The organism is Fangia hongkongensis FSC776 = DSM 21703, from assembly GCF_000379445.1.
Lineage (GTDB): Bacteria > Pseudomonadota > Gammaproteobacteria > Francisellales > Francisellaceae > Fangia > Fangia hongkongensis.
Genome location: NZ_KB902240.1, coordinates 106359 through 125231, shown reverse-complemented (window position 1 = coordinate 125231; position 18873 = coordinate 106359). Strand labels below are relative to the sequence as shown.

At 37.1% G+C, this 18873-nt stretch carries 18 protein-coding genes; 15 read left to right on the top strand and 3 right to left on the bottom strand.

Going from position 1 to position 18873, the window contains the following annotated elements; all coding sequences use genetic code 11:
- Nucleotides 1-5 precede the first annotated feature (5 nt).
- The 9 genes from A37Q_RS0102000 (at nucleotide 6) to A37Q_RS0101965 (ending at nucleotide 8384) form a co-directional block, all read left to right on the top strand.
- On the top strand, nucleotides 6-545 hold the full coding sequence (locus A37Q_RS0102000; RefSeq protein WP_018298592.1) for a hypothetical protein: 540 nt from the start codon (nucleotides 6-8) through the stop codon (nucleotides 543-545).
- The gene (locus A37Q_RS0101995) at nucleotides 524-1951 is read left to right on the top strand and encodes an MATE family efflux transporter (RefSeq protein WP_018298591.1); all 1428 of its coding nucleotides are present in this window, start codon (nucleotides 524-526) and stop codon (nucleotides 1949-1951) included. Before A37Q_RS0102000 ends, A37Q_RS0101995 begins: the two co-directional genes overlap by 22 nt.
- A 58-nt stretch (nucleotides 1952-2009) precedes the next feature.
- Nucleotides 2010-2891 carry an alpha/beta fold hydrolase gene (locus A37Q_RS0101990; RefSeq protein WP_018298590.1) on the top strand — a complete coding sequence of 294 codons (882 nt, stop codon included), beginning with the start codon at nucleotides 2010-2012 and terminating at the stop codon, nucleotides 2889-2891.
- 132 nt (nucleotides 2892-3023) lie between these two features.
- Nucleotides 3024-4196 carry an iron-containing redox enzyme family protein gene (locus A37Q_RS0101985; protein WP_018298589.1) on the top strand — a complete coding sequence of 391 codons (1173 nt, stop codon included), beginning with the start codon at nucleotides 3024-3026 and terminating at the stop codon, nucleotides 4194-4196.
- Nucleotides 4189-4596 carry a hypothetical protein gene (locus tag A37Q_RS0101980; protein ID WP_018298588.1) on the top strand — a complete coding sequence of 136 codons (408 nt, stop codon included), beginning with the start codon at nucleotides 4189-4191 and terminating at the stop codon, nucleotides 4594-4596. The genes A37Q_RS0101985 and A37Q_RS0101980 overlap by 8 nt, the downstream gene beginning before the upstream one ends.
- Nucleotides 4589-5380: a class I SAM-dependent methyltransferase gene (locus A37Q_RS15715; RefSeq protein WP_018298587.1), complete on the top strand. Its 792-nt coding sequence runs from the start codon at nucleotides 4589-4591 to the stop codon at nucleotides 5378-5380. The genes A37Q_RS0101980 and A37Q_RS15715 overlap by 8 nt, the downstream gene beginning before the upstream one ends.
- 12 nt (nucleotides 5381-5392) lie before the next feature.
- Entirely contained in the window at nucleotides 5393-6130 is a 738-nt protein-coding gene (gene fabG / locus A37Q_RS0101970; RefSeq protein WP_018298586.1) for a 3-oxoacyl-[acyl-carrier-protein] reductase, read from the top strand.
- Nucleotides 6131-6226: 96 nt separating this feature from the next.
- The gene (locus tag A37Q_RS16195; RefSeq protein ID WP_154648603.1) at nucleotides 6227-6382 is read left to right on the top strand and encodes a hypothetical protein; all 156 of its coding nucleotides are present in this window, start codon (nucleotides 6227-6229) and stop codon (nucleotides 6380-6382) included.
- A 202-nt stretch (nucleotides 6383-6584) separates the two neighbouring features.
- Nucleotides 6585-8384, top strand: coding sequence for a DNA recombination protein RmuC (locus A37Q_RS0101965; RefSeq protein ID WP_018298585.1), 1800 nt, complete (start codon nucleotides 6585-6587; stop codon nucleotides 8382-8384).
- Between the two features lie 2 nt (nucleotides 8385-8386).
- Here the strand turns inward: A37Q_RS0101965 and A37Q_RS0101960 are convergent, their stop codons facing one another.
- Nucleotides 8387-9232, bottom strand: a complete 846-nt coding sequence (locus tag A37Q_RS0101960; RefSeq protein ID WP_018298584.1) for a 2OG-Fe(II) oxygenase family protein — start codon at nucleotides 9230-9232, stop codon at nucleotides 8387-8389.
- A gap of 343 nt (nucleotides 9233-9575) precedes the next feature.
- On the opposite strand from A37Q_RS0101960, the gene A37Q_RS0101950 reads away from it, so the two are divergent.
- From A37Q_RS0101950 to A37Q_RS0101940, 3 genes are read left to right on the top strand one after another with little or no spacing between them, the layout of a single operon-like run.
- Nucleotides 9576-10523 carry an ABC transporter ATP-binding protein gene (locus A37Q_RS0101950; RefSeq protein ID WP_018298582.1) on the top strand — a complete coding sequence of 316 codons (948 nt, stop codon included), beginning with the start codon at nucleotides 9576-9578 and terminating at the stop codon, nucleotides 10521-10523.
- Nucleotides 10524-10526: 3 nt separating this feature from the next.
- The gene (locus tag A37Q_RS0101945; RefSeq protein ID WP_018298581.1) at nucleotides 10527-11303 is read left to right on the top strand and encodes an ABC transporter permease; all 777 of its coding nucleotides are present in this window, start codon (nucleotides 10527-10529) and stop codon (nucleotides 11301-11303) included.
- Between the two features lie 12 nt (nucleotides 11304-11315).
- Nucleotides 11316-12959 (top strand): NAD+ synthase, encoded by a 1644-nt coding sequence (locus A37Q_RS0101940; protein WP_018298580.1) that lies wholly within the window; start codon nucleotides 11316-11318, stop codon nucleotides 12957-12959.
- Between the two features lie 15 nt (nucleotides 12960-12974).
- Here the strand turns inward: A37Q_RS0101940 and A37Q_RS0101935 are convergent, their stop codons facing one another.
- Nucleotides 12975-13838, bottom strand: coding sequence for a LysR family transcriptional regulator (locus A37Q_RS0101935; protein ID WP_018298579.1), 864 nt, complete (start codon nucleotides 13836-13838; stop codon nucleotides 12975-12977).
- Nucleotides 13839-13951: 113 nt separating this feature from the next.
- Here A37Q_RS0101935 and A37Q_RS0101930 point away from each other — a divergent pair, with 113 nt between their 5' ends.
- Nucleotides 13952-14563, top strand: coding sequence for a cysteine hydrolase family protein (locus tag A37Q_RS0101930; protein ID WP_018298578.1), 612 nt, complete (start codon nucleotides 13952-13954; stop codon nucleotides 14561-14563).
- 123 nt (nucleotides 14564-14686) lie between these two features.
- Nucleotides 14687-16147 (top strand): IMP dehydrogenase, encoded by a 1461-nt coding sequence (guaB, locus tag A37Q_RS0101925; protein ID WP_018298577.1) that lies wholly within the window; start codon nucleotides 14687-14689, stop codon nucleotides 16145-16147.
- 56 nt (nucleotides 16148-16203) lie between these two features.
- Here guaB and A37Q_RS16510 read toward each other — a convergent pair whose 3' ends face one another.
- Nucleotides 16204-16644, bottom strand: coding sequence for a pilin (locus tag A37Q_RS16510; RefSeq protein ID WP_018298576.1), 441 nt, complete (start codon nucleotides 16642-16644; stop codon nucleotides 16204-16206).
- A gap of 495 nt (nucleotides 16645-17139) precedes the next feature.
- Here A37Q_RS16510 and A37Q_RS14390 point away from each other — a divergent pair, with 495 nt between their 5' ends.
- Nucleotides 17140-18852, top strand: a complete 1713-nt coding sequence (locus A37Q_RS14390) for a thiamine pyrophosphate-dependent enzyme (RefSeq protein ID WP_018298575.1) — start codon at nucleotides 17140-17142, stop codon at nucleotides 18850-18852.
- Nucleotides 18853-18873 lie beyond the last annotated feature (21 nt).

Sequence of the window (18873 nt, the reverse complement as noted above, 5' to 3'; positions counted from 1 at the left end):
TATTAATGAGCGAACATAAATTGTCAGAAAAAAAAATTTTTCAATTGTGGTGGTTGCATGATGCGCGTTGGTATCAGGAAGTTGCTACAGAATTTGGTTTTGCAGTAGCAAATCGACTAAATAAGAAAATATTGATATTTTTAGCTGAGCGTGTTGCTCGCCAGGAAGTCAAAAAGTATTTGATTTCAAATAAAATTGCAAGTATGGAAGATGTTATTGAGATAATTCAACGCTGTTCACAAAGAATGTGGCCTGATGAAATGGTTGAAATTCGCTATAGAGTGGAAAGCGAGCGTGTTTTTGAAGTTGATGTTACGAGAAATTTTGCCCTGTATATGTTAAGGCTTGCAAACAGCTTAGAAAACTATGAATGTCCTTGTTTTGAAATAAGAAGTGCATGGTTTTCCGAAATGAATATAAATATAAAAAAGCATAAAATCACTCAGTGCTGTATGCAGTCTGCATCAGCGTGTACTTTTTATGTTGAACTTGATTTGAATAAAACAAAAAAAGGATCTTATAAATGCAGTATAAATCAAACCTAATAGAGTTATCCGCAGCGATTGTTTTAAAAAAAATTCTTCAGCAAGGTTGGCCATTTGCTTTATCGAGATTATTTTTTATAGGTAATGCTTTTTTAATGACATTGATACTTGTTAGATACAACCATGATTACTTGTCGGTAACACCTCTGATTACCTCGGGACAACTTTTTTTGCTTTCTATTGCAATTGGTGTAATGTATTCAGTAGCTATTAAAGTAGGTATTAATTTCGGAAGTGGTAATTTTAAGCAAGTAGGTAAAATATTCCAAGCTAGCTTAATTCAGTCATTAATTTTGTCTCTCCCTGTTATCGTGATTTGCTTATTGGCAAGCAAAATTTATATCGGAGCAGAACAAGACCCTCATTTGGCTAGGCTATCTCAAAAATACTTCACAATCATTTGTATGGGTATAATACCTTGTCTTATGGTCAATGCAATGCAACAAGTTTTGATAGGAATGGCAAAGGCTAAAGCTGTGCTTTTATCAACAGTCATCAACACAGCTCTTTTTGTTGGTGTTGGATATCCATTAGTCAATGGAGTTGCATCTATGGAAGGGCTTGGTATTGCTGGAATGGGTTATGCATTTGTTATTGCAAATTGGATAAACTTGGTTTTACTTATTTTGTATTTGAAATATGAGCAAAATTTTACAATTTTTGGTTTATATGAAAAAAATAAAATTATTGAACTTATGAGTGAGTTGAAGTCTCTTTTTAAGATTGGGATGCCTATCGGAGTGCAGATATCATCAGAGCTTGCTACAGTGATTACAGTTACAATGTTTGCGGGTGTTTTGGGTATGCTAGCTGAAAACCAGATTACAGATCAATATTTAGCAATTGTTGTTGTGATATCTTTTGCAATATCTCAAACTGTTGGAGTATTGGTTGGTAGGGAGTTTGGAGCAAATAATATAGCTAATGCAAAGATGGTTGGTAAAGTATCGATTATGCTGAGTTTAGGTATAGGTGTATTGGTTGCTTTGCTGTTTAATATTTTTAGTGAACTTCTTGCTGAGGTATTTACGACTAATAAAACATTAATTATTGCGACATCAACCCTGTTTCTAATTAATAGCATTGGTGTGATAGCGGATAATATACGTAATATAACCACTGGGGTTCTTCGTGGCTATAAATATTCTTTTTGGCCTGCAATAGCTAATTCAATTTGTATGACAGGTATAACATTACCGCTTGCTTATGTTTTAGGCTTTATAGCAGGATTGGGTATTGAGGGAATATATAGTGCACGTGCAATTGGTATGGTGCTGGGGGCCATCGCTATATTGTTGCTATATAACAAAAAAATGAAAAAAAGTGCTGTGCTAAATAAGTATCAAGATGATGACTTAATTTTGAGTAGACAAAATGATGGTGAATCTATTTATCAAAGTAGTTGATGGAGTTGCATTGGTTGCATATAAATTTAACAAATAATTCTTATATAAGGAGAGTATGATGGTAAATAAAGAATTCAATCTTTTTGACAAAACTTGTAAAGGTTATGATCCATTAGAAGCCGCAAAAGCAGCATATCAAATCATGTTTTATCCAAAAAAAAGGAATAAGTATTACCGCACCGAGCGAGATTTAATAAATAAAACAGACAAAAGCATGAATTTTTCAGTAAATAATAAGGAAGTTACAACATACCATTGGAATCAAACAAGTAATAAAAAAGTATTATTAGTTCATGGTTTTGGTGGAAGGTGTTTAGATTTTTCTGGAATTATCAATTTGTTATGCAATGCTGATTTTCATGTTATAGGCTTTGATGCTCCAGCTCATGGACTTTCTGAAGGTAGTAATACTGATATTGGTGAGTTTATGGAGTGTATAAGTCAAATTAGCTTAGTCAATGGAGGTGGTTTTGATTTGGCTATTACTCATAGCTTTGGTGCTGGAGCTCTTACTTATGAAATGCGTAATAAATCAGTTCAGATTAAACAGCTTGGTCTGATAGCACCTAATGCCACATTTCCTCCAATAATCAAAGGTTTTTTGAATGTTTTAAATGCTGAAGAAGACGTTTATTCGCTACTTTCTGATTTAATAGTAGATCGATTCAAAAATCGCATGAATAGGGACGAATTATGGAGTGCTTGTTCTCCTGTCGAGAATATCAGCTTAATGAAACACTCAGGTGAGGTTGACTTGTGTATTATGCATGGAAAATTTGACAAGATGCTTCCTATAGATCAGTCTGAATATTTGTTAGAAACTTGCCGAAGTGTGGATATAAGAGCTTCTCTAAATATTTTTGATTGTGGTCATTATGACATTTTAAAGAACCCAAATTTATATAATGTGATTTCAAAAAAAATGATGAAACTTAAATAAACTACTGATATGAAAGCACCACTTCTGGTAGCTCGTCTGACTGGCTATGGTGTTTAATTTCTATATTTAGTAAATAAAATAACAAAAGTGCAATAACCTTTGCGATTAAATATTGATAGGAGAATGATAGCTATGGGCGCGGTTTACCAAAAAAATGATATAAATGAACTAATAAAGTGTCATAAGTTGTGGTCTAATCCATTATTAAAAATGTTTACCGAGAATACAATTGAACTGCCAGATTGTGCGCTGTTCTTTTCTCAGTACTCTTTTTACTCATCAAACTTTACTCGTATACTTGCAACTGCTTTGGCCAAGTGCTCTGATGAAACGGCACGTAGTATTATTGTCTCTAATTTGTGGGAGGAAGTTGGTGAAAAAAATTTAATGAGCTCACATTCTAGATTATTTGTCAATTTTCTTCGTGGGATTGGCGTTCAAGAATCACCAATACAATACCTTCCTATAACTAAATATTTTGTAAATAGTTATTTATCACTATGTACAAATTCAAGTTTTAAGGAAGTACTTGCTATATTAGCGTATGCAACTGAGGGGATCGTTGCTGAGTTGTATAACATATTTATCCAGGGGTTAAGCAGTTGTGGAGTTTCTGAACAACATTTGACATTTTTTGTTGAGCATATACATTGTGATCATGGGCATGCTAAAGCCTTAGAGGATGCGTTGCAGTGGCAGAGTTTAGATGAAACTTGTCAACAATCTTGTATAAAAGCTATAAATATAGCGTTAAATTTGCGTGATGAGTTTTTTACGGAAATTTATAAAGAGATATATGGAAAACGCTTTTCACCTATATTGAAGGGTTTACTAGCTAATGGTAATGATCAAGCAGCGCTAAAATATGACAGTATTGTTAGTTTTGAAGATCAATTAACTGATAGTTTATTATACGAAAACAAATCTTGTGAACAGTCTGTGAATTTCTCTGTTAAGCGATTTGCAATACAGGGTAGAGTTTTAGATCCACGATTGCTAATAATTCCTGCAAAGTGTAAAAATGAATATCATAAACATGCTCATGAAGCGTTCTTTTACGTTATATCTGGTATGGGTCAGGTTCGCATTGGAGACGAGGTTCAGGATATTCGAGGTGGTAGTTATGTATATATTCCAAGATGGGTTAGCCATCAAACAATCAATATTGGAAATGATAATCTTAAAATATTGGCAATGACAGATTATAACCTTACAAAATACTTTCCTAAGAATAGCGAAACTTCATATAGACAAAAAAATTTGGAGTTAGTTAAATTAGAAGGTAGTGAGATGACAGATGAGTAATTGTTTATATCGAATGGATGGTCGATTTGTAAAAGTAGATGAAATCTGTACTTTGGATGATGGTGGAAAGCGTGTCAACTTTCATTATCTAGGTGATGTTTTTTCTAGTGAATTAAAAGGGACATGTCGTGGGATAGACTATGCAATAATTTACTCGGATAGAGTTAATATACATGTCCATGAGGTTATTTCACTTAGTACGGGTGAAAAAATCTCTATTGAAAGAAATGCCACAGGTGCAATAGACACAAATGGCATAATTTTAGTTAATGATGACCATTGCTGTATTAAGATGACCGAAAATAAAGTTATATCAAATCTAAAAGGAGCTCGTTTATATTGGAAAGCACAATTAGCAAATAGCTCTAGGAATTTTTTTGTTGAGGTTTATTATGAATGATTTTGAAATTGTTAAAAAAGAACCCCTCTGGTCTTCTAAGTCCTACTCGAATGATGTGGCATCATTATATATGGATTTCTCAAAAACGGCGTTTAGCGATTCATATTATTTTCAGGCCTATATAGCTGCATATTTATCTGGTATTGTTAAATCAAGTGGTAATGTATTAGAAGTCGGGTGTGGACCAGGCTATTTAACATCCATTTTATCAAAGCTGAGTTCACAATCTAAATTTACCTTATTGGATCATTCAGAACCCATGCTTTACTTGGCTGAAAAAAATATCCAACAATTAACAGGAACCTCTGCTATATGTACGATCGGTGATGCGGTAGATTTGCCATTTGAAGACAATACATATGACTTAGTTGTTAGTCAGTTTATGCTAAGAAATGTTCCTAATCCAAAGAAAGCCTTGCTTGAAGCATTTCGTGTTTTACGTTCTGGTGGCTATGTTTACTTTACTGATGTAATTTCTGTTGATGAGCCTGATAGGAGTTTTCTTATTCGCACCGCCCCTGGTAAAAATGGTGAACATTTCATCAAGGCAGCGCTTGACTCTGCACTTAGTGCTAAAAAGCTGGAAGCTATAGTTTCTGAGTGCTTTTTTGAGCAGAGCCAAATTTTATTTGGTGGGTTTGGTGGATTTACATCATCTAGTAGAAAACTGCTTGATTTAGTTAAGGATGGTCTACCGCTAAGAAATCTTGTGTCTAGGGAGAGCTCAGAGTGGAGTAAAAATATTGCAAAATATTGGGCACATATTTATATTAAAAAACCATAGGTATATAGTCAAATGAGTAAGAAAGTTGCTGTTATTACAGGTTCAAGTCGTGGGATAGGTCGGGCATTGGCTTTAAGGTTTGCTCAAAGTGGCTATGATATTCTCATACACTGTAACAAAAATTTAGATTTGGCAGAGAAATTGAATGCTGAGATAAAGTCTCTTGGCCAAACTGGGATTATTGTCCAAGCTGATATATCAATTAAAGAAGAGGCATCCTCTGTCATTGAAGTGGCATATGATAAGTGGGGAAAAATAGATGTTTTAATTAATAATGCTGGTATAACAAAAGATGCACGATTTATTTTCATGAAGGATGAAGAATGGCAGCAGGTGATAAATGTAAATTTAAACGGAGTTTACAATGTTTCTCGATCCTGTATTTATAGAATGATACGAGAACGTGAAGGGTGTATAATTAACATTTCATCGGTTGCAGGCATCAAGGGAGTTACTGGGCAAGTCAATTATTGCGCATCTAAATTTGGTGTTGTTGGCTTTACAAAAGCATTAGCCAGGGAAGTGGCACCTTATAATATATCGGTTAATTGTATAGCCCCAGGGTATATTGAAACTGATATGACAAATGAAATGACAGAGTCGATGAAAGCGTCTGCTCTCAAAGAAATACCAATGGGGAGCTTTGGTAATGCAGAGTGCATTGCAGAGATGGCAGTTCATCTTGCTAGCAAGCACTCTAAGTACATAACAGGGCAGGTTATCTGTATTGATGGAGGTTTGAGTGTTTAAATGATTGTAAGCACCATAAAACGGACCCATGTTAAGATGTAATGGTCTAATATACTTGTAGAACTTTTTAGCCTAAAATATTCAAAGATACTTAAGGTGAGTAATTATGAAAAAAATAGAGTTAATATTAGCGATGCCAAAAAATTTGAATATGCAAGATTGATGGTTGATGAAGGATATTTTAATAAGCAAAAAAATTATGGATATTTCAAAGGAAAGCGCCTCTGCTGTTGTACGTTGACGCCAGTATAAACAAGAGTTATCAGGCAGTGTTCCTGATACCCAAAAAGCGATGACAACAGATAAGCTCAAAGTTTAGCAGCTTGAAAAACAATTAAAACAAGCAGAGATGATTACTGAGAGCCTGCATCTTTTGTAGATGTTTAAAAGAGCATCTCGTTTCTCTCTAGTGATAATGATTTAAATAAGAGTTTGGTTAATAAAAGGATAAAAAATGCAAATTATAGAATTGATTATTGTTGCCGTTATTTGTTTTGTTGCAGGGGCGTTACTCATTTTATTTATAAAAGGGAAAAAGTTAGCTGAGTTAAATCTAGCATCGGAAAATAGTCGCAATGACTATGAAAGAGTGCAGCAAGAAAATGCCAATTTGGTTGCTAAAATGGAGGATGAAAAAACGCGGTTTCATCAGCAGGAAATAGTATTGAATAAGCAGCAAGAAAAAGTAAGCTATATGGAAAAAAGCAGTAAGCGTTTAGAGGATGAGTTAAATCTACTTAATGAAGCTCACGCTTCTCAAAAAGTGCAATTAGAGAATATGTCCAAAGCATATCATGATGCAAATGGCGCTCATCAGATTGCACTTGAAAAGTTGCAAAATTTACAGGAGCAAAGTAGCGATTTAGAAAAACGCTTAGCCAATAGCAATGATCTTTTAGAGAAAGAGCGTGAAACCATCAATAGCTTGAAAGAAGCGCTTGCAGAAGAGGGTAAAAAGTATAAAGCTCAAGAGGCTGCCTTTAAAGAGGTTTCCGCAAGAGTGCAAGAGCTAAAAATAGAGCTTGAAAAAAGCACACATATAAATAGTGATTTGAATGCTCGTTGTCGGGCGCTTGATAATGAGCGTGCTGAACTTAAAACAACAATAAAAGATAAAGATTTACACTTTAAAGAGCAAACTCAGCAGTTTAATGAGACCAAAGCAGCTTTAACAAAAGAGTTTGAGAACTTAGCGAATAAAATATTTGAAGAGAAAGGCAAAACTTTCACACAGAGTACTCAGGTGAGCATTGATAATATGTTGAAGCCTTTTCGCGAGCAGATTGAAGGGTTCCAAAAGCGCGTAAATGATGTGCATAGCGATGCAATTAAGGAGAATGCATCACTGAATGCTGAGATTCAAAAAGTGCTTGATATTGGACTTAAAATGAGTAAAGAGGCAAATAATCTTACCTCTGCACTCAAAGGAGATTCTCAAAAACGTGGCGTTTGGGGAGAGGCACAGCTTCGAAGAACCTTAGAGATGAGCGGTCTTATTGAAGATGCCCACTATGAGGTGCAAAGTGCATTTAAAGATCTAGACGGAAAGCAAAAACAAACGGATTATTTGATTAAGCTTCCAGATGGAAAACATATGATTATTGATAGTAAAGTCTCGCTAAATGCGTATGATCGAATGGTGGGCGCTGAATCAGAGAGTAGTTATAAGATTGCGATGAATGAGCATATTTTGGCGGTGAAAAAGCATATCGATGATTTAGCATCTAAAGATTATACCAATGTTATTGGGATGAAAAGTCCAAGCTTTGTGCTGATGTTTATGCCAATTGAGCCTGCTTATATTGAAGCGTTAAAGCACAGTAAAAATGTGTTTGAATATGGTTATAAAAAAGGTGTTGTCCTTGTGTCTCATACGACACTCATTCCTATTTTGCGTACGGTTTCAAACCTGTGGATGATTGAGCGAAGTAACACAGAAGCGCGCGAAATCAGTGAAAAAGCAGGGGATATTTATAATCAAGTTTGCGTGGTGGCAGATTATTTAAATAAGCTAGGTGGTACACTTGGGACTGTCAGTAATCATTATAATAATGCAGTGACTGCGCTTGCTGGAAAAAGAGGCTTATATGGGAAAGTAGATCGCTTTAGCCAATTGTCAGCAAAGGTAACTAAAAAATTGCCGCAATTGGAACCAAGCCATATCGATTTTGAGGCTGATCGTTTGTCGCTGATTATTGAGCCGATTAATGAGGCTGCTGAAAATGTCGAGTTGACAAAGGTGGATGATAAGTAGCCTTATTTAACCCCAAGCTCAAATAAGCGCTCATCTAAGAAACCCTGTGCAGTTGGGTATTTTTTAGAGAGATATACTTCTGGTTTTGGATGCATAAAACAAGGTGTAGACATCCGATCAACTCCTTTAGCTTCACCTTCAGGTTTGACAACGCGATGCTTGGTTGCAATATATTCATATTCGGTCATCTCTTGCAGCATATCACCGATATTGATAATGATTGATCTTTCTTTGCATGGCACTTCATACCATTTATTTTCCTGATGAGAGTACACCTCCAAGCCAGGGGATGAGGCGACAGGTAAAAGGGTGATAAGGTTGATATCTTCGTGTGCAGCAGCTCGGATGGCACCTGCCTCTTCATCACCTTGAATAGCTGGATAATGTAAAATACGAAATAATGTCTTTTCAGGTGAAAGTGCATCAACAAGTGGCATGGCTAGCTTTTTTGCAACCGTTGGATTCATATGATCATCAATCCACTGAAGCAAAATTTTTCCTAAAGTGTAAAGCTCATTGTACAAAAGGCGTGCATTATCAGAGATTTCTTTTGGGTATCTTCCCCAAGGGAAATACAAATGGTAGTAATGCTTAATATCTTTAACGGTTTCACCTTTGGCAATTTCAGAAGTATCCATAGGGAAATAGCCATCTTGGGTGTCTTTGTTGTAGTGATAGTTTTGGGCTGCATCGGAAGTGATAAACTCACGCCATTCAGCATAAACAGCTTCAATAAGATCCCAATTAATAGGATGTGTTTCTAAAACGCCAAATCCTGTTTGCTTTAACGAATCAGTAAAGCGCTTGGGTGCATTAGGGTTAAAATAATCAACGCTAAGTATATTCATTTATTCGCCTCTCATAAATACGATCCTTTGTGGAGCTAAAAGGGTAAATTTAGATGAAATAAAAGTCAATTACTATTACTTGTTAGATGGTAAATAAGCGACTGAATTTGAATTTATTAGCATGATTTATAGCGATATATTTTTGAGTGCATGTGCGCTAACATTCATGTGATAATTCTGATATGATGCTCACTTATTTTCATGCTGTTGCGTGTGATGAGTCAATAGAGGTTTTTATATTATTAAAGCGTAAAGGTGATAAAAACAAAGGCTTTTATTTCGAGGTAAATTAAGTAAATTTGCATGCTAAGTGCGATAGCTATTTAAAAATGAGAATTAATAAATGTCATTAGAAAAACAAACAAAAGCGTTAAATAATGAAATAGCTCTAGAGCTGAGTGATGTTAACAAGGTCTATAAAGGTGGGCTTCATGCAGTTAAAGATATCAGCTTTAGTGTGTATAAGGGGGATTTCTTTGCATTATTGGGTCCTAATGGTGCTGGAAAATCAACAACACTTGGAATGATATCTTCGTTAGTGAACAAAACCTCAGGAGTGATTAAAATTTGCGGTTTTGATATTAACAAAGAGCCCTCTAAAGCAAGAAAGTCACTTGGTGTGATGCCGCAAGAGATTAATTTAAATATCTTTGAAACACCGCTTCAGATATTAGTCAATCAAGCCGGGTTTTTTGGTATTTCACGCACAAAAGCGCTGCCTTATGCAAAAGAGTTATTAGCTGACATGGCGCTATCTGATAAAGAAAACACGCAGGTGCGCTTTCTCTCAGGCGGAATGAAACGCCGTGTAATGGTCGCAAGGGCACTTGTGCATAAACCCAAAGTGCTCATTTTAGATGAGCCTACAGCGGGCGTTGATGTTGAGCTTCGCCAGTCGCTTTGGGCAATTATGCAAAAGCTAAATAAAAAGGGACTGACCATTATTCTAACAACCCATTATTTGGAAGAGGCCGAATCAATGTGTAATCGAATTGCGATGATTCATAAAGGAGAAGTGCATACCAGTACAGATATGAAATCTTTTTTGCGTACTGTGGATAAAGAAACCTTTGTTTTTGATTTGAAAAATCCGCTTAAAGAGCATGCGCTTCATTGTGACTTTGGCAAGGTGAGTATTGTTGATGACATCACACTTGAAATTGAGGTGAATAAATCTATTACACTCAATCAAATCTTTGAAATGCTTAATGCAGAAGGTATTGATGTTATTAGCGTTAGAACCAAAACAAATAAGTTAGAAAAATTATTTATTGATATTGCAAGGGGGTAGCCCATGTCGGCGAAAGAGTATTGGATTATATATTACACACTTTTTAGAAAAGAAGCTGTCAGAGTGCTTAGAATCTGGGCGCAAACCCTTTTGCCTCCAGTGATTACCATGTCGTTGTATTTTTTGATTTTTGGTAAAATTGTCGGCAGTCGTATTGGTACGATGCATGGCTTTAGTTATATGGAGTTCATTACCCCTGGGCTTATTATTATGGCTGTGATTAATAATGCGTATGCGAATGTTGTGGGCTCTTTTTTTGGCTCAAGGTTCAACCACTCTATTGAGGAGATTTTAGTCTCGCCTATGACAAGTCATATTGTGATTTTAGGCTATATTTCAGGCGGTGTGGCCAGAGGACTATTTGTTGGGGTTCTAGTCAGTATAGTTGCCTTTTTGTTTGGTGGTTTATCATACATATATAGCGTCCCACTTGTTATTTTGGGTGCCTTATTATGTGGTGCGCTATTTGCTCTAGGGGGGCTTTTAAATGGCATCTTTTCACAAAAATTTGATGATACCACTATTTTCCCAACCTTTATTTTAACTCCGCTTATTTATTTGGGTGGTGTGTTTTACAGTCTGGAATTACTTCCTGATTTTTGGCAAAATGTTGCATTAGTGAATCCGCTTTTTTATATTATTGACTTTGTGCGTTTTTCTTTTTTAGGAGAGACTTTTATTAATCCGTGGTATGCGCTGAGTATGATCATCTTATTTACTTTGATTTTGTACTATTTAGCTTGGTATTTACTCTCAAAAGGCATTCGTTTAAAGGCATAAAGGATATATTTGATGAAAATTACTATTGGGCAATGTAGTTTTGTTGTTGCTGATTTTGCTTATAACTATCATAAAATAAAAGAGGTTATTACCAATAATCAAGACTCAGATTTAATTGTGTTTTCTGAGCTTTGTGTCATTGGTTATTATCCGTATGATCTTTTGGTTTATGATGAGGTTATCAAGGCGCAAAATGAAATCATTGAAAAGATTAAACAGTTAAGTGAGCAGTATGCTATTGCTGTGATTATTGGTGTGGCAAGTGCAGTTGATGGCATTAAAAAGTTTCATAATAGCGCACTTGTGATTGATAAAGGTGAGGTTGTTTTTACTTACCATAAGAAACTGATTCCAAGTTATAGTATTTTCGATGAAAAGCGCCATTTTATTGCAGGAGAAGGGACGCCATTTTTTGAGCTTCAGGGTAAAAGAATAGCATTATTTATTTGTGAAGATATTTGGTTTGATAATCATCAAGGCTATCTAAAGAACCCTGTCTTAGAGCTTGATCATAACAAGGTAGATTGTGTGATTACGCTAAATGCATCGCCTTCCATGCTGGGGAAGTTTGCACAAAGAGAAAGTATTGTTAAAAAGATAGCGCAAGAAGTAAATGCTCCTGTGATCTATGCCTCGCAAGTAGGGGGATATGATGAGATTATCTATGATGGTGCAAGTTTTGTCAGTGATAATCATGGCAATATAGTTGCATTGGCTAACTCCTTTAAAGAGGATGTCGTCTCTGTAGATATAGATAACTTACCTCAAAAAGTGCACTCAAATCCCTATAGTAGCGATTATGCGCTTATTTTAGACCAGCTTATCTTAGGGCTTCAAGATTATCTAAGAAAATGTCGATTTACGGGGGTGGTCATTGGTTCATCAGGTGGTATTGACAGTGCTTTGACGCTTGCTATTGCTGCACTTGCACTTGGGAAGGAAAATGTTAAAGCCATTACCATGCCATCGGTATACTCATCTGAGGGAAGTGTGAGTGATTCTGAAAGGCTTTGTCATAACTTGGGCATTCACTTATATCATCGTCCGATTAAAGAGGAATTTGAAGCGACTATTTTAGCGTTTGAAAAAGCCTTTGGTAAAGAACCTAAAAAATTAACCAAAGAGAATATGCAAGCCAGAATTCGTGGGCGCATTGTCATGGAGTATTCCAATGATAGTGGGCTGTTGATGCTGACAACAGGCAATAAAAGTGAGCTTGCTGTTGGTTATGCAACATTATATGGTGATATGTGTGGCGCACTTAACTGTATTGGCGATTTATATAAGCATGATGTTTATGCGCTATCTGAGTATATTAATCAAATTTACGGTGAGTTAATCCCAAGGGAGATTATTGATAAAGCGCCTTCTGCCGAATTGTCAGAGGGACAAAAAGACTCAGATTCATTGCCTGATTACAGGCATTTAGATGCGATGCTAAAGCTCTATCTAGAGAGAGATCTATTAATGCCAGAAGAGGTGGAAAATCTAGAGCGTATTGTGAGCGAGGTGGATAGCAAAGAGCAAAGGCGAATTTATCGAATGGTTGAGCTAAATGAATTTAAACGCAAGCAAGCACCACAAATTCTTATTATACAACGGCGACCATTTGGTATTGGCAGGCGTATGCCAGTAACAGGTGCTTTTCAAAAATAAAGGCTTGTCAGGCACTTAAAAGTATTTTTCAGCCTGAGCGAGTAGCCAATCTTTAACTGCGCGTTTTGAGGGATTTTGCCATAGCGTATTGCCCTCTACTAAATAATAAGCGTTATTGTTTTTAATCGGACTTTGATAAATAGTCAGCTTTTCTTCTTGGATTAATGGGTAGACAAGTGGCAGGTGCGTGACCAGTGCGCCAACGCCATTGATTGCAGCTTTAATCGCTTGTGCTGTGCTGGTTAAATAAAGCATTTTGTCATTGGCTGAAAATGACGCTTGTTCACAGTAGTATTGCCAGTCATATTTTCGAAAGCGATGATTGACATAAATTGAGGTGGCTGTGTGAATGTTGTTGCCGGTGAAATATAACGGTGAGTAAACAAGTACAAGCTCATCCTCCCACAGCTTTTGCGCCTCAGCATTAGGACGGTGGTCGGCAAGTTGAATACTAAAATCAACTCGGTTAAGATCAATGCTGCTATCGGCATCAGCAGATGTCATAAGGTTGATATTAATATCAGGGTGTTGCGTGTAAAAGTCATTTAAATTAGGTATCAGCCATTGAAGGGCTAAAGTTGCCATGAGCTGTATTTGAATGGATTGATTTGCCTGTGGGTGAATGCGATCAGTTGCAGATTCAATAATGCTAAGTGCCCGATGAATATCCTTAAAATAATTTTCGCCTTGATTGGTCAGTTCAACATTTTTAGTATTTCTAACGAGTAACTGACAACCTAAAAAGCGCTCTAGTTGTTTAATTTGCTGACTAACCGCGCCAGGAGTTACATTTAATATATTTGCAGCACGAGCAAAGTGTTTTGTCTGTGCAACTTGATTAAAGAACGTGAGTGCTTTTAAAGGTGGTAGATTACTCATCATTAGAAAATCTAAATAGCTATTGAATAAATATGATTGTAGATATCAAGCGCTTTATTGTAAAGTATCCTTGTATAACGGAAGTGATAATCATCATAAATTTAGGAGTGATAATGCAAAACCAACTTAACAATAATCAAAATACTTTAGTATTAGTAGCCGATTTTATTAATGAAATTGTTGATCCAAAAGGGGCGTTTGGTGCACATAATGCTGAGCGCATTCAAGAGGATAGAACAATTGAGAAGGCCAATCATGTTATTAAGTGGGCAAGAGAAAGTGGTATTGAAATAGCACATGTTAAAGTGGGTTTCTCTGATAATTATCAAGAATGTCCCAAAACTTCGCCAATGTTTGGTCAAGCGCCCAACTATGGTGTGTTGAAACTTAGCAGTTGGGGCTGTGAGTTTCATAAAGATATGGATGTGCGAAAGGAAGACTATGTCGTGATTAAGCATAGAGTGAGCGCACTGTATGCAACCAATTTAGAGCCGCTTTTGGGCGCTAAAAAGATTGAGCGTGTTGTTATTTGTGGGGTATCGACAACCTATGTTGTTGAAGCAACAGCAAGAGAGCTTCATGATAGAGATTATCAGGTCACTATCGTTGAAGATGCCTGTAATGCAGCAACAAAAGAGGGGCATGATGCGTCAATTGAAGCATTGTCTCGCTTTTGTGAGATTACAACGGCAGATAAGATTGCTGCTGGTAAAGAAAAAGCTTAAAATAATTTGCTAATCAGGGATAAATATTGCTACAATCTCGCTGTAATTAAGATGCCTTCAGTTGGTTTATATTGATGGCAAAGCTTCACATTTTGAAAATAAACTTAATTACGAGGTCCAAGAATGTTACGTATTAAAGAAGAGGCAATCACCTTTGATGATGTCCTTTTAGTCCCTGATTATTCTACAGTGTTACCAAATGAAGTGTCACTTAAAACAAAGCTGACAAAATCGATTCATTTAAATATGCCACTTGTCTCTGCTGCAATGGATACTGTGACAGAGTCACGCTTAGCGATTGCAATGGCGCAAGAAGGCGGTGTTGGTATTATTCACAAAAATATGCCAATTGACTCTCAGGCAGCAGAAGTAAGAAAAGTTAAAAAATTTGAAAATGGGATGGTCATTGATCCTGTTACGGCTTCGCCTGAAACAACTATTTTAGAGTTATTGGAAATTACACAACAATATCATTTCTCTGGTGTTCCTGTTGTTGAAGGAAAGGCGCTTGTTGGGCTTGTGACATCAAGAGATATTCGCTTTGCTAAAGATCTATCTTTGCCTATCTCCAGCATTATGACGCCAAAAGAGCGCTTGGTGACGGTTAAAGAAGGGGCGCAGGAGGATGAAATTCAAGGTCTGCTCCATCAGCATCGAATTGAGAAAATCTTGGTGGTGAATGATCACTTTGAGCTTGTTGGTCTCATTACGGTAAAAGATATTCAAAAATCAATTGATAAGCCAAATGCATGTAAAGATAAACTTGGTCGTTTAGTAGTTGGTGCGGCTGTTGGTACAGCAGGAGATACTGAAAGACGCGTAAAAGCACTTGTTGAGGCTGGCGTGGATGTGATTGTTGTTGACACGGCTCACGGTCATTCACAAGGTGTGTTAGATCGTGTTAAATGGGTTAAAGCCAACTTCCCAGAGGTTCAAGTAATCGGTGGGAATATTGCAACGGCAAAAGCAGCAAGAGCACTTGCAGATGCGGGTGTGGATGCCGTTAAGGTGGGTATTGGTCCTGGCTCTATTTGTACAACACGTGTGGTTGCTGGGGTTGGTGTGCCGCAGTTAACCGCGATTAGTGATGTTGTTGAAGGGCTTCAGGGTACTGGTATCCCTGTAATTGCTGATGGTGGCATCCGTTATTCGGGGGATATTTGTAAGGCAATTGCAGCTGGGGCATCGGTTGTGATGGTTGGTGGGCTTTTTGCTGGTACAGAAGAATCCCCAGGAGAGGTTGAGTTATTCCAAGGGCGATCTTATAAATCTTATCGAGGGATGGGATCACTTGGCGCGATGGAGAAAGGCTCATCAGATCGCTATTTTCAAGATACAGTCGATGCGAAAAAGCTCGTTCCAGAAGGCATTGAAGGGCGTGTCCCTTATAAAGGCACTTTGAGCGCGGTTATTCATCAGCTTTTAGGGGGACTTCGTGCAGGAATGGGGTATACCGGAAGCGCTGATATTGATCAGATGAAGACAAAAGCTGAATTTGTGAAAATCTCTGGTGCTGGGTTTAACGAGAGTCATGTACATAATGTGATGATTACTAAAGAGCCACCAAATTATCAAATGAAGTAATGTAAAGGAAACAAAAAAATCGGCATATGCCGCTTTTTTTGTGGGGGTATTATTCTTTAGAATTCAGCGCAGACATCTGACACGGCTGAACTTGAAATTGTTGTAGAGCATGTCCAAGTTACACCGTTACTTGCTACAACTGGTGTTAGTGTAATGGTTGTACTATTTAAATTTGCCCCAACATCGGCGTCAAAAGTATAAGTAATTGCTCCTGTGCCGGAGTTAACGGCAACTGAACCATATTCCCCTGTTTTACTTGTTGAATTTGTTGTGAAAGTGGTTGGGGCAGTTCCGCCATTGGTATTAATTTGCTCTGCAACTTCCACCTTATCTGAGCCAAGAAATGAATAGGCTTCAGATAAGCGCGCGCGTTCGGTATAGTTAGAGTACATCGGAATTGCAATAGCGGTTAAAATAGCGATAATCGCAATAACAATAAGTAGCTCAATAAGTGAGAACCCTTGCTCTTTTTTCATTGTCTTAAGCGATTTTTTCATTTCTCTCTCCTGTATAAGTTATCCAATAAAAGTTACATTAAAACAAAAAAATAGAATTGATACTTCTTTCTTATGAATGTAGTCAATATTGCTGGAATTACAAGTTGAGTGCTAAAAACATGAAAAATTTAAAATGACGGGCTGATGCTTTCCATTCAAGGAGGGAGGAGGGAAGGAAGTTGAACAGCGCCAGCCCATCAAGTGAGCACTACTATACCGTGAAATTTTCAAAATGGAAGTGCTTTTAATGCATTTTTGCCAATTAATTGAAAAATAGTCAAAATTGGTGTAAAAATGTATCTGATTTCTGTAAAGCTTCAATACACCAAAGGATTAAAGTTAAGCCTTTAATATCAAGTAACTAATGTGATTGTAAGTCAATTGAAAATATCTTAAATATATTGTTGCAGGCATTTGCTAAAAGCTGTGCTTTCTGTCTACACTTGATTTGAGCTGTTATTCATCATTTATCTAAGGACATTTAAGGAGGATTAAATGGCAAAGCATACTGTCGCAGCGGAGTTTGTATATCAATTAGCAGAATATGGCGTGAAGCAGGTTTTCGGTATCACAGGTGATGCAATGAATGCATTTACCGATGCCTTAAGAAAAGATGGCAGAATAAAGTGGCATACTGTCCGTCATGAGGAGGCCGCAGGATTTGCAGTTGCCGCACAGGCTGAGCTGTCTCAAGAGCTTGCGGTTTGTGTTGGTACTATTGGCCCTGGTGCTATCCATCTTATTAATGGTATTTATAATGCAACTAGGGATCGCTCTCCAGTGCTCGCGATTACAGGTCAGGTTCCAAGACCAGAGGCACAATCTGCTTACTTTCAGGAAGTGGATCAGATCAAAGCATTTGATGATCCGTGTGTTTTTAGTGCAGTGGTGCAAAGTGAAGAGCAAATTCCAAGGTTAATTCAACAAGCAATCGAGGCGGCTGTTTCGCTTCGAGGGGTTGCACATATTGCCATTCCGACAGATCTTGCCATTGTTGAAATTGAAAAAACCAATAAACCTGTGCAGATTTTCAGACAGGAGAATAAGCTTGTCACTCCATCTGAGGATGAGCTTGAAACGCTCAAAGTACTTATAGATCAAGCAAAGTCCCCCTCACTTTTAATTGGTTGTGGTGCCCGTGGTGCAAGAGATGAAGTGCATCAATTGGCTGAGCTTTTGCAGGCGCCAGTTGCCCATTCATTAAAAGGTACGGAAGTCTTAGAGTACCATGATCCTTATTCAATTGGTGGGATTGGTCATGTGGGAACACCGCATGGTATGGCAGTTGTAGATGAGTGTGATTTATTAATTATGCTCGGGACAGATTTTCCATATAGTGCATTTTTACCAACAGATGGCAATATCATTCAAATTGATATTAACCCTCAAAAACTCGGACATCGAGTTCGCATTAAACAAGGTGTGATAGGCGATGTCAAAAAGACACTGCAAATGCTTATTCCTAAGCTAAATAAGAAAGAAGATAGTAAGCATTTAAAGAAATTACAAGATAAGCGAGATAAGTGGTTAGCAAAGACACATGAGAAATACGCGCTTGATGGCGATAAAATTATTCACCCACAATCGGTTGTGTTAACCGTTAGTGAGCTGGCTGAAGATGATGCTATTTTTGTAGGCGAAGTGGGTGAAGTGACCGTATGGGTGGCTCGATATCTTAAGATGAGAGGTAATCAAAGACTTATTGGTTCATACAATCATGGATCTTTAGGTGTTGGCTTGCCTGCTGCAATTGGGGCAAAAGCAAAATATCCACAAAAACAGGTTATTGCACTTTGTGGTGATGGGGCATTTGGCATGTTACTTGCAGATTTAGTCACAGTGGCAAGATATCAGTTGAATCTTGTTGCGATTGTATTTCGTAATGAAAAGTTTGGATTTGTGGAGCTTGAGATGGAAGCGGCAGGTTATCCAAGATTTGCAACAGATCTGGTGAATCCTGAGTTTGCAGAAGTGGCTAAAGCATGTGGTTGTGTAGGGATGGTTGTGAAAAAGCCAAATGAGCTAAAAAGTGCGCTTAAAGAAGCACTAACCATGAATCAACCCGTATTGGTTGAGGTATTTGTGAATCCTGATGAGTTAATTATGCCACCTGAAATTGATCTCACTACCGCATGGAAGTTTACTACAGGTAAAATTAAAGAAATGGTAATTGAAAGAAAAATTCAAAATCTATTTAAGGGCTTATAGTAATATATTCTATAAGTTTCA

Coding starts and splice junctions, on each gene's coding strand:
- A37Q_RS0102000 (WP_018298592.1), top strand. CDS start 6: ATGAGCGAACATAAATTGTCAGAAAAAAAAATTTTTCAATTGTGGTGG.
- A37Q_RS0101995 (WP_018298591.1), top strand. CDS start 524: ATGCAGTATAAATCAAACCTAATAGAGTTATCCGCAGCGATTGTTTTA.
- A37Q_RS0101990 (WP_018298590.1), top strand. CDS start 2,010: ATGGTAAATAAAGAATTCAATCTTTTTGACAAAACTTGTAAAGGTTAT.
- A37Q_RS0101985 (WP_018298589.1), top strand. CDS start 3,024: ATGGGCGCGGTTTACCAAAAAAATGATATAAATGAACTAATAAAGTGT.
- A37Q_RS0101980 (WP_018298588.1), top strand. CDS start 4,189: ATGAGTAATTGTTTATATCGAATGGATGGTCGATTTGTAAAAGTAGAT.
- A37Q_RS15715 (WP_018298587.1), top strand. CDS start 4,589: ATGAATGATTTTGAAATTGTTAAAAAAGAACCCCTCTGGTCTTCTAAG.
- fabG (WP_018298586.1), top strand. CDS start 5,393: ATGAGTAAGAAAGTTGCTGTTATTACAGGTTCAAGTCGTGGGATAGGT.
- A37Q_RS0101965 (WP_018298585.1), top strand. CDS start 6,585: ATGCAAATTATAGAATTGATTATTGTTGCCGTTATTTGTTTTGTTGCA.
- A37Q_RS0101960 (WP_018298584.1), bottom strand. CDS start 9,232: ATGAATATACTTAGCGTTGATTATTTTAACCCTAATGCACCCAAGCGC.
- A37Q_RS0101950 (WP_018298582.1), top strand. CDS start 9,576: ATGTCATTAGAAAAACAAACAAAAGCGTTAAATAATGAAATAGCTCTA.
- A37Q_RS0101945 (WP_018298581.1), top strand. CDS start 10,527: ATGTCGGCGAAAGAGTATTGGATTATATATTACACACTTTTTAGAAAA.
- A37Q_RS0101940 (WP_018298580.1), top strand. CDS start 11,316: ATGAAAATTACTATTGGGCAATGTAGTTTTGTTGTTGCTGATTTTGCT.
- A37Q_RS0101935 (WP_018298579.1), bottom strand. CDS start 13,838: ATGAGTAATCTACCACCTTTAAAAGCACTCACGTTCTTTAATCAAGTT.
- A37Q_RS0101930 (WP_018298578.1), top strand. CDS start 13,952: ATGCAAAACCAACTTAACAATAATCAAAATACTTTAGTATTAGTAGCC.
- guaB (WP_018298577.1), top strand. CDS start 14,687: ATGTTACGTATTAAAGAAGAGGCAATCACCTTTGATGATGTCCTTTTA.
- A37Q_RS16510 (WP_018298576.1), bottom strand. CDS start 16,644: ATGAAAAAATCGCTTAAGACAATGAAAAAAGAGCAAGGGTTCTCACTT.
- A37Q_RS14390 (WP_018298575.1), top strand. CDS start 17,140: ATGGCAAAGCATACTGTCGCAGCGGAGTTTGTATATCAATTAGCAGAA.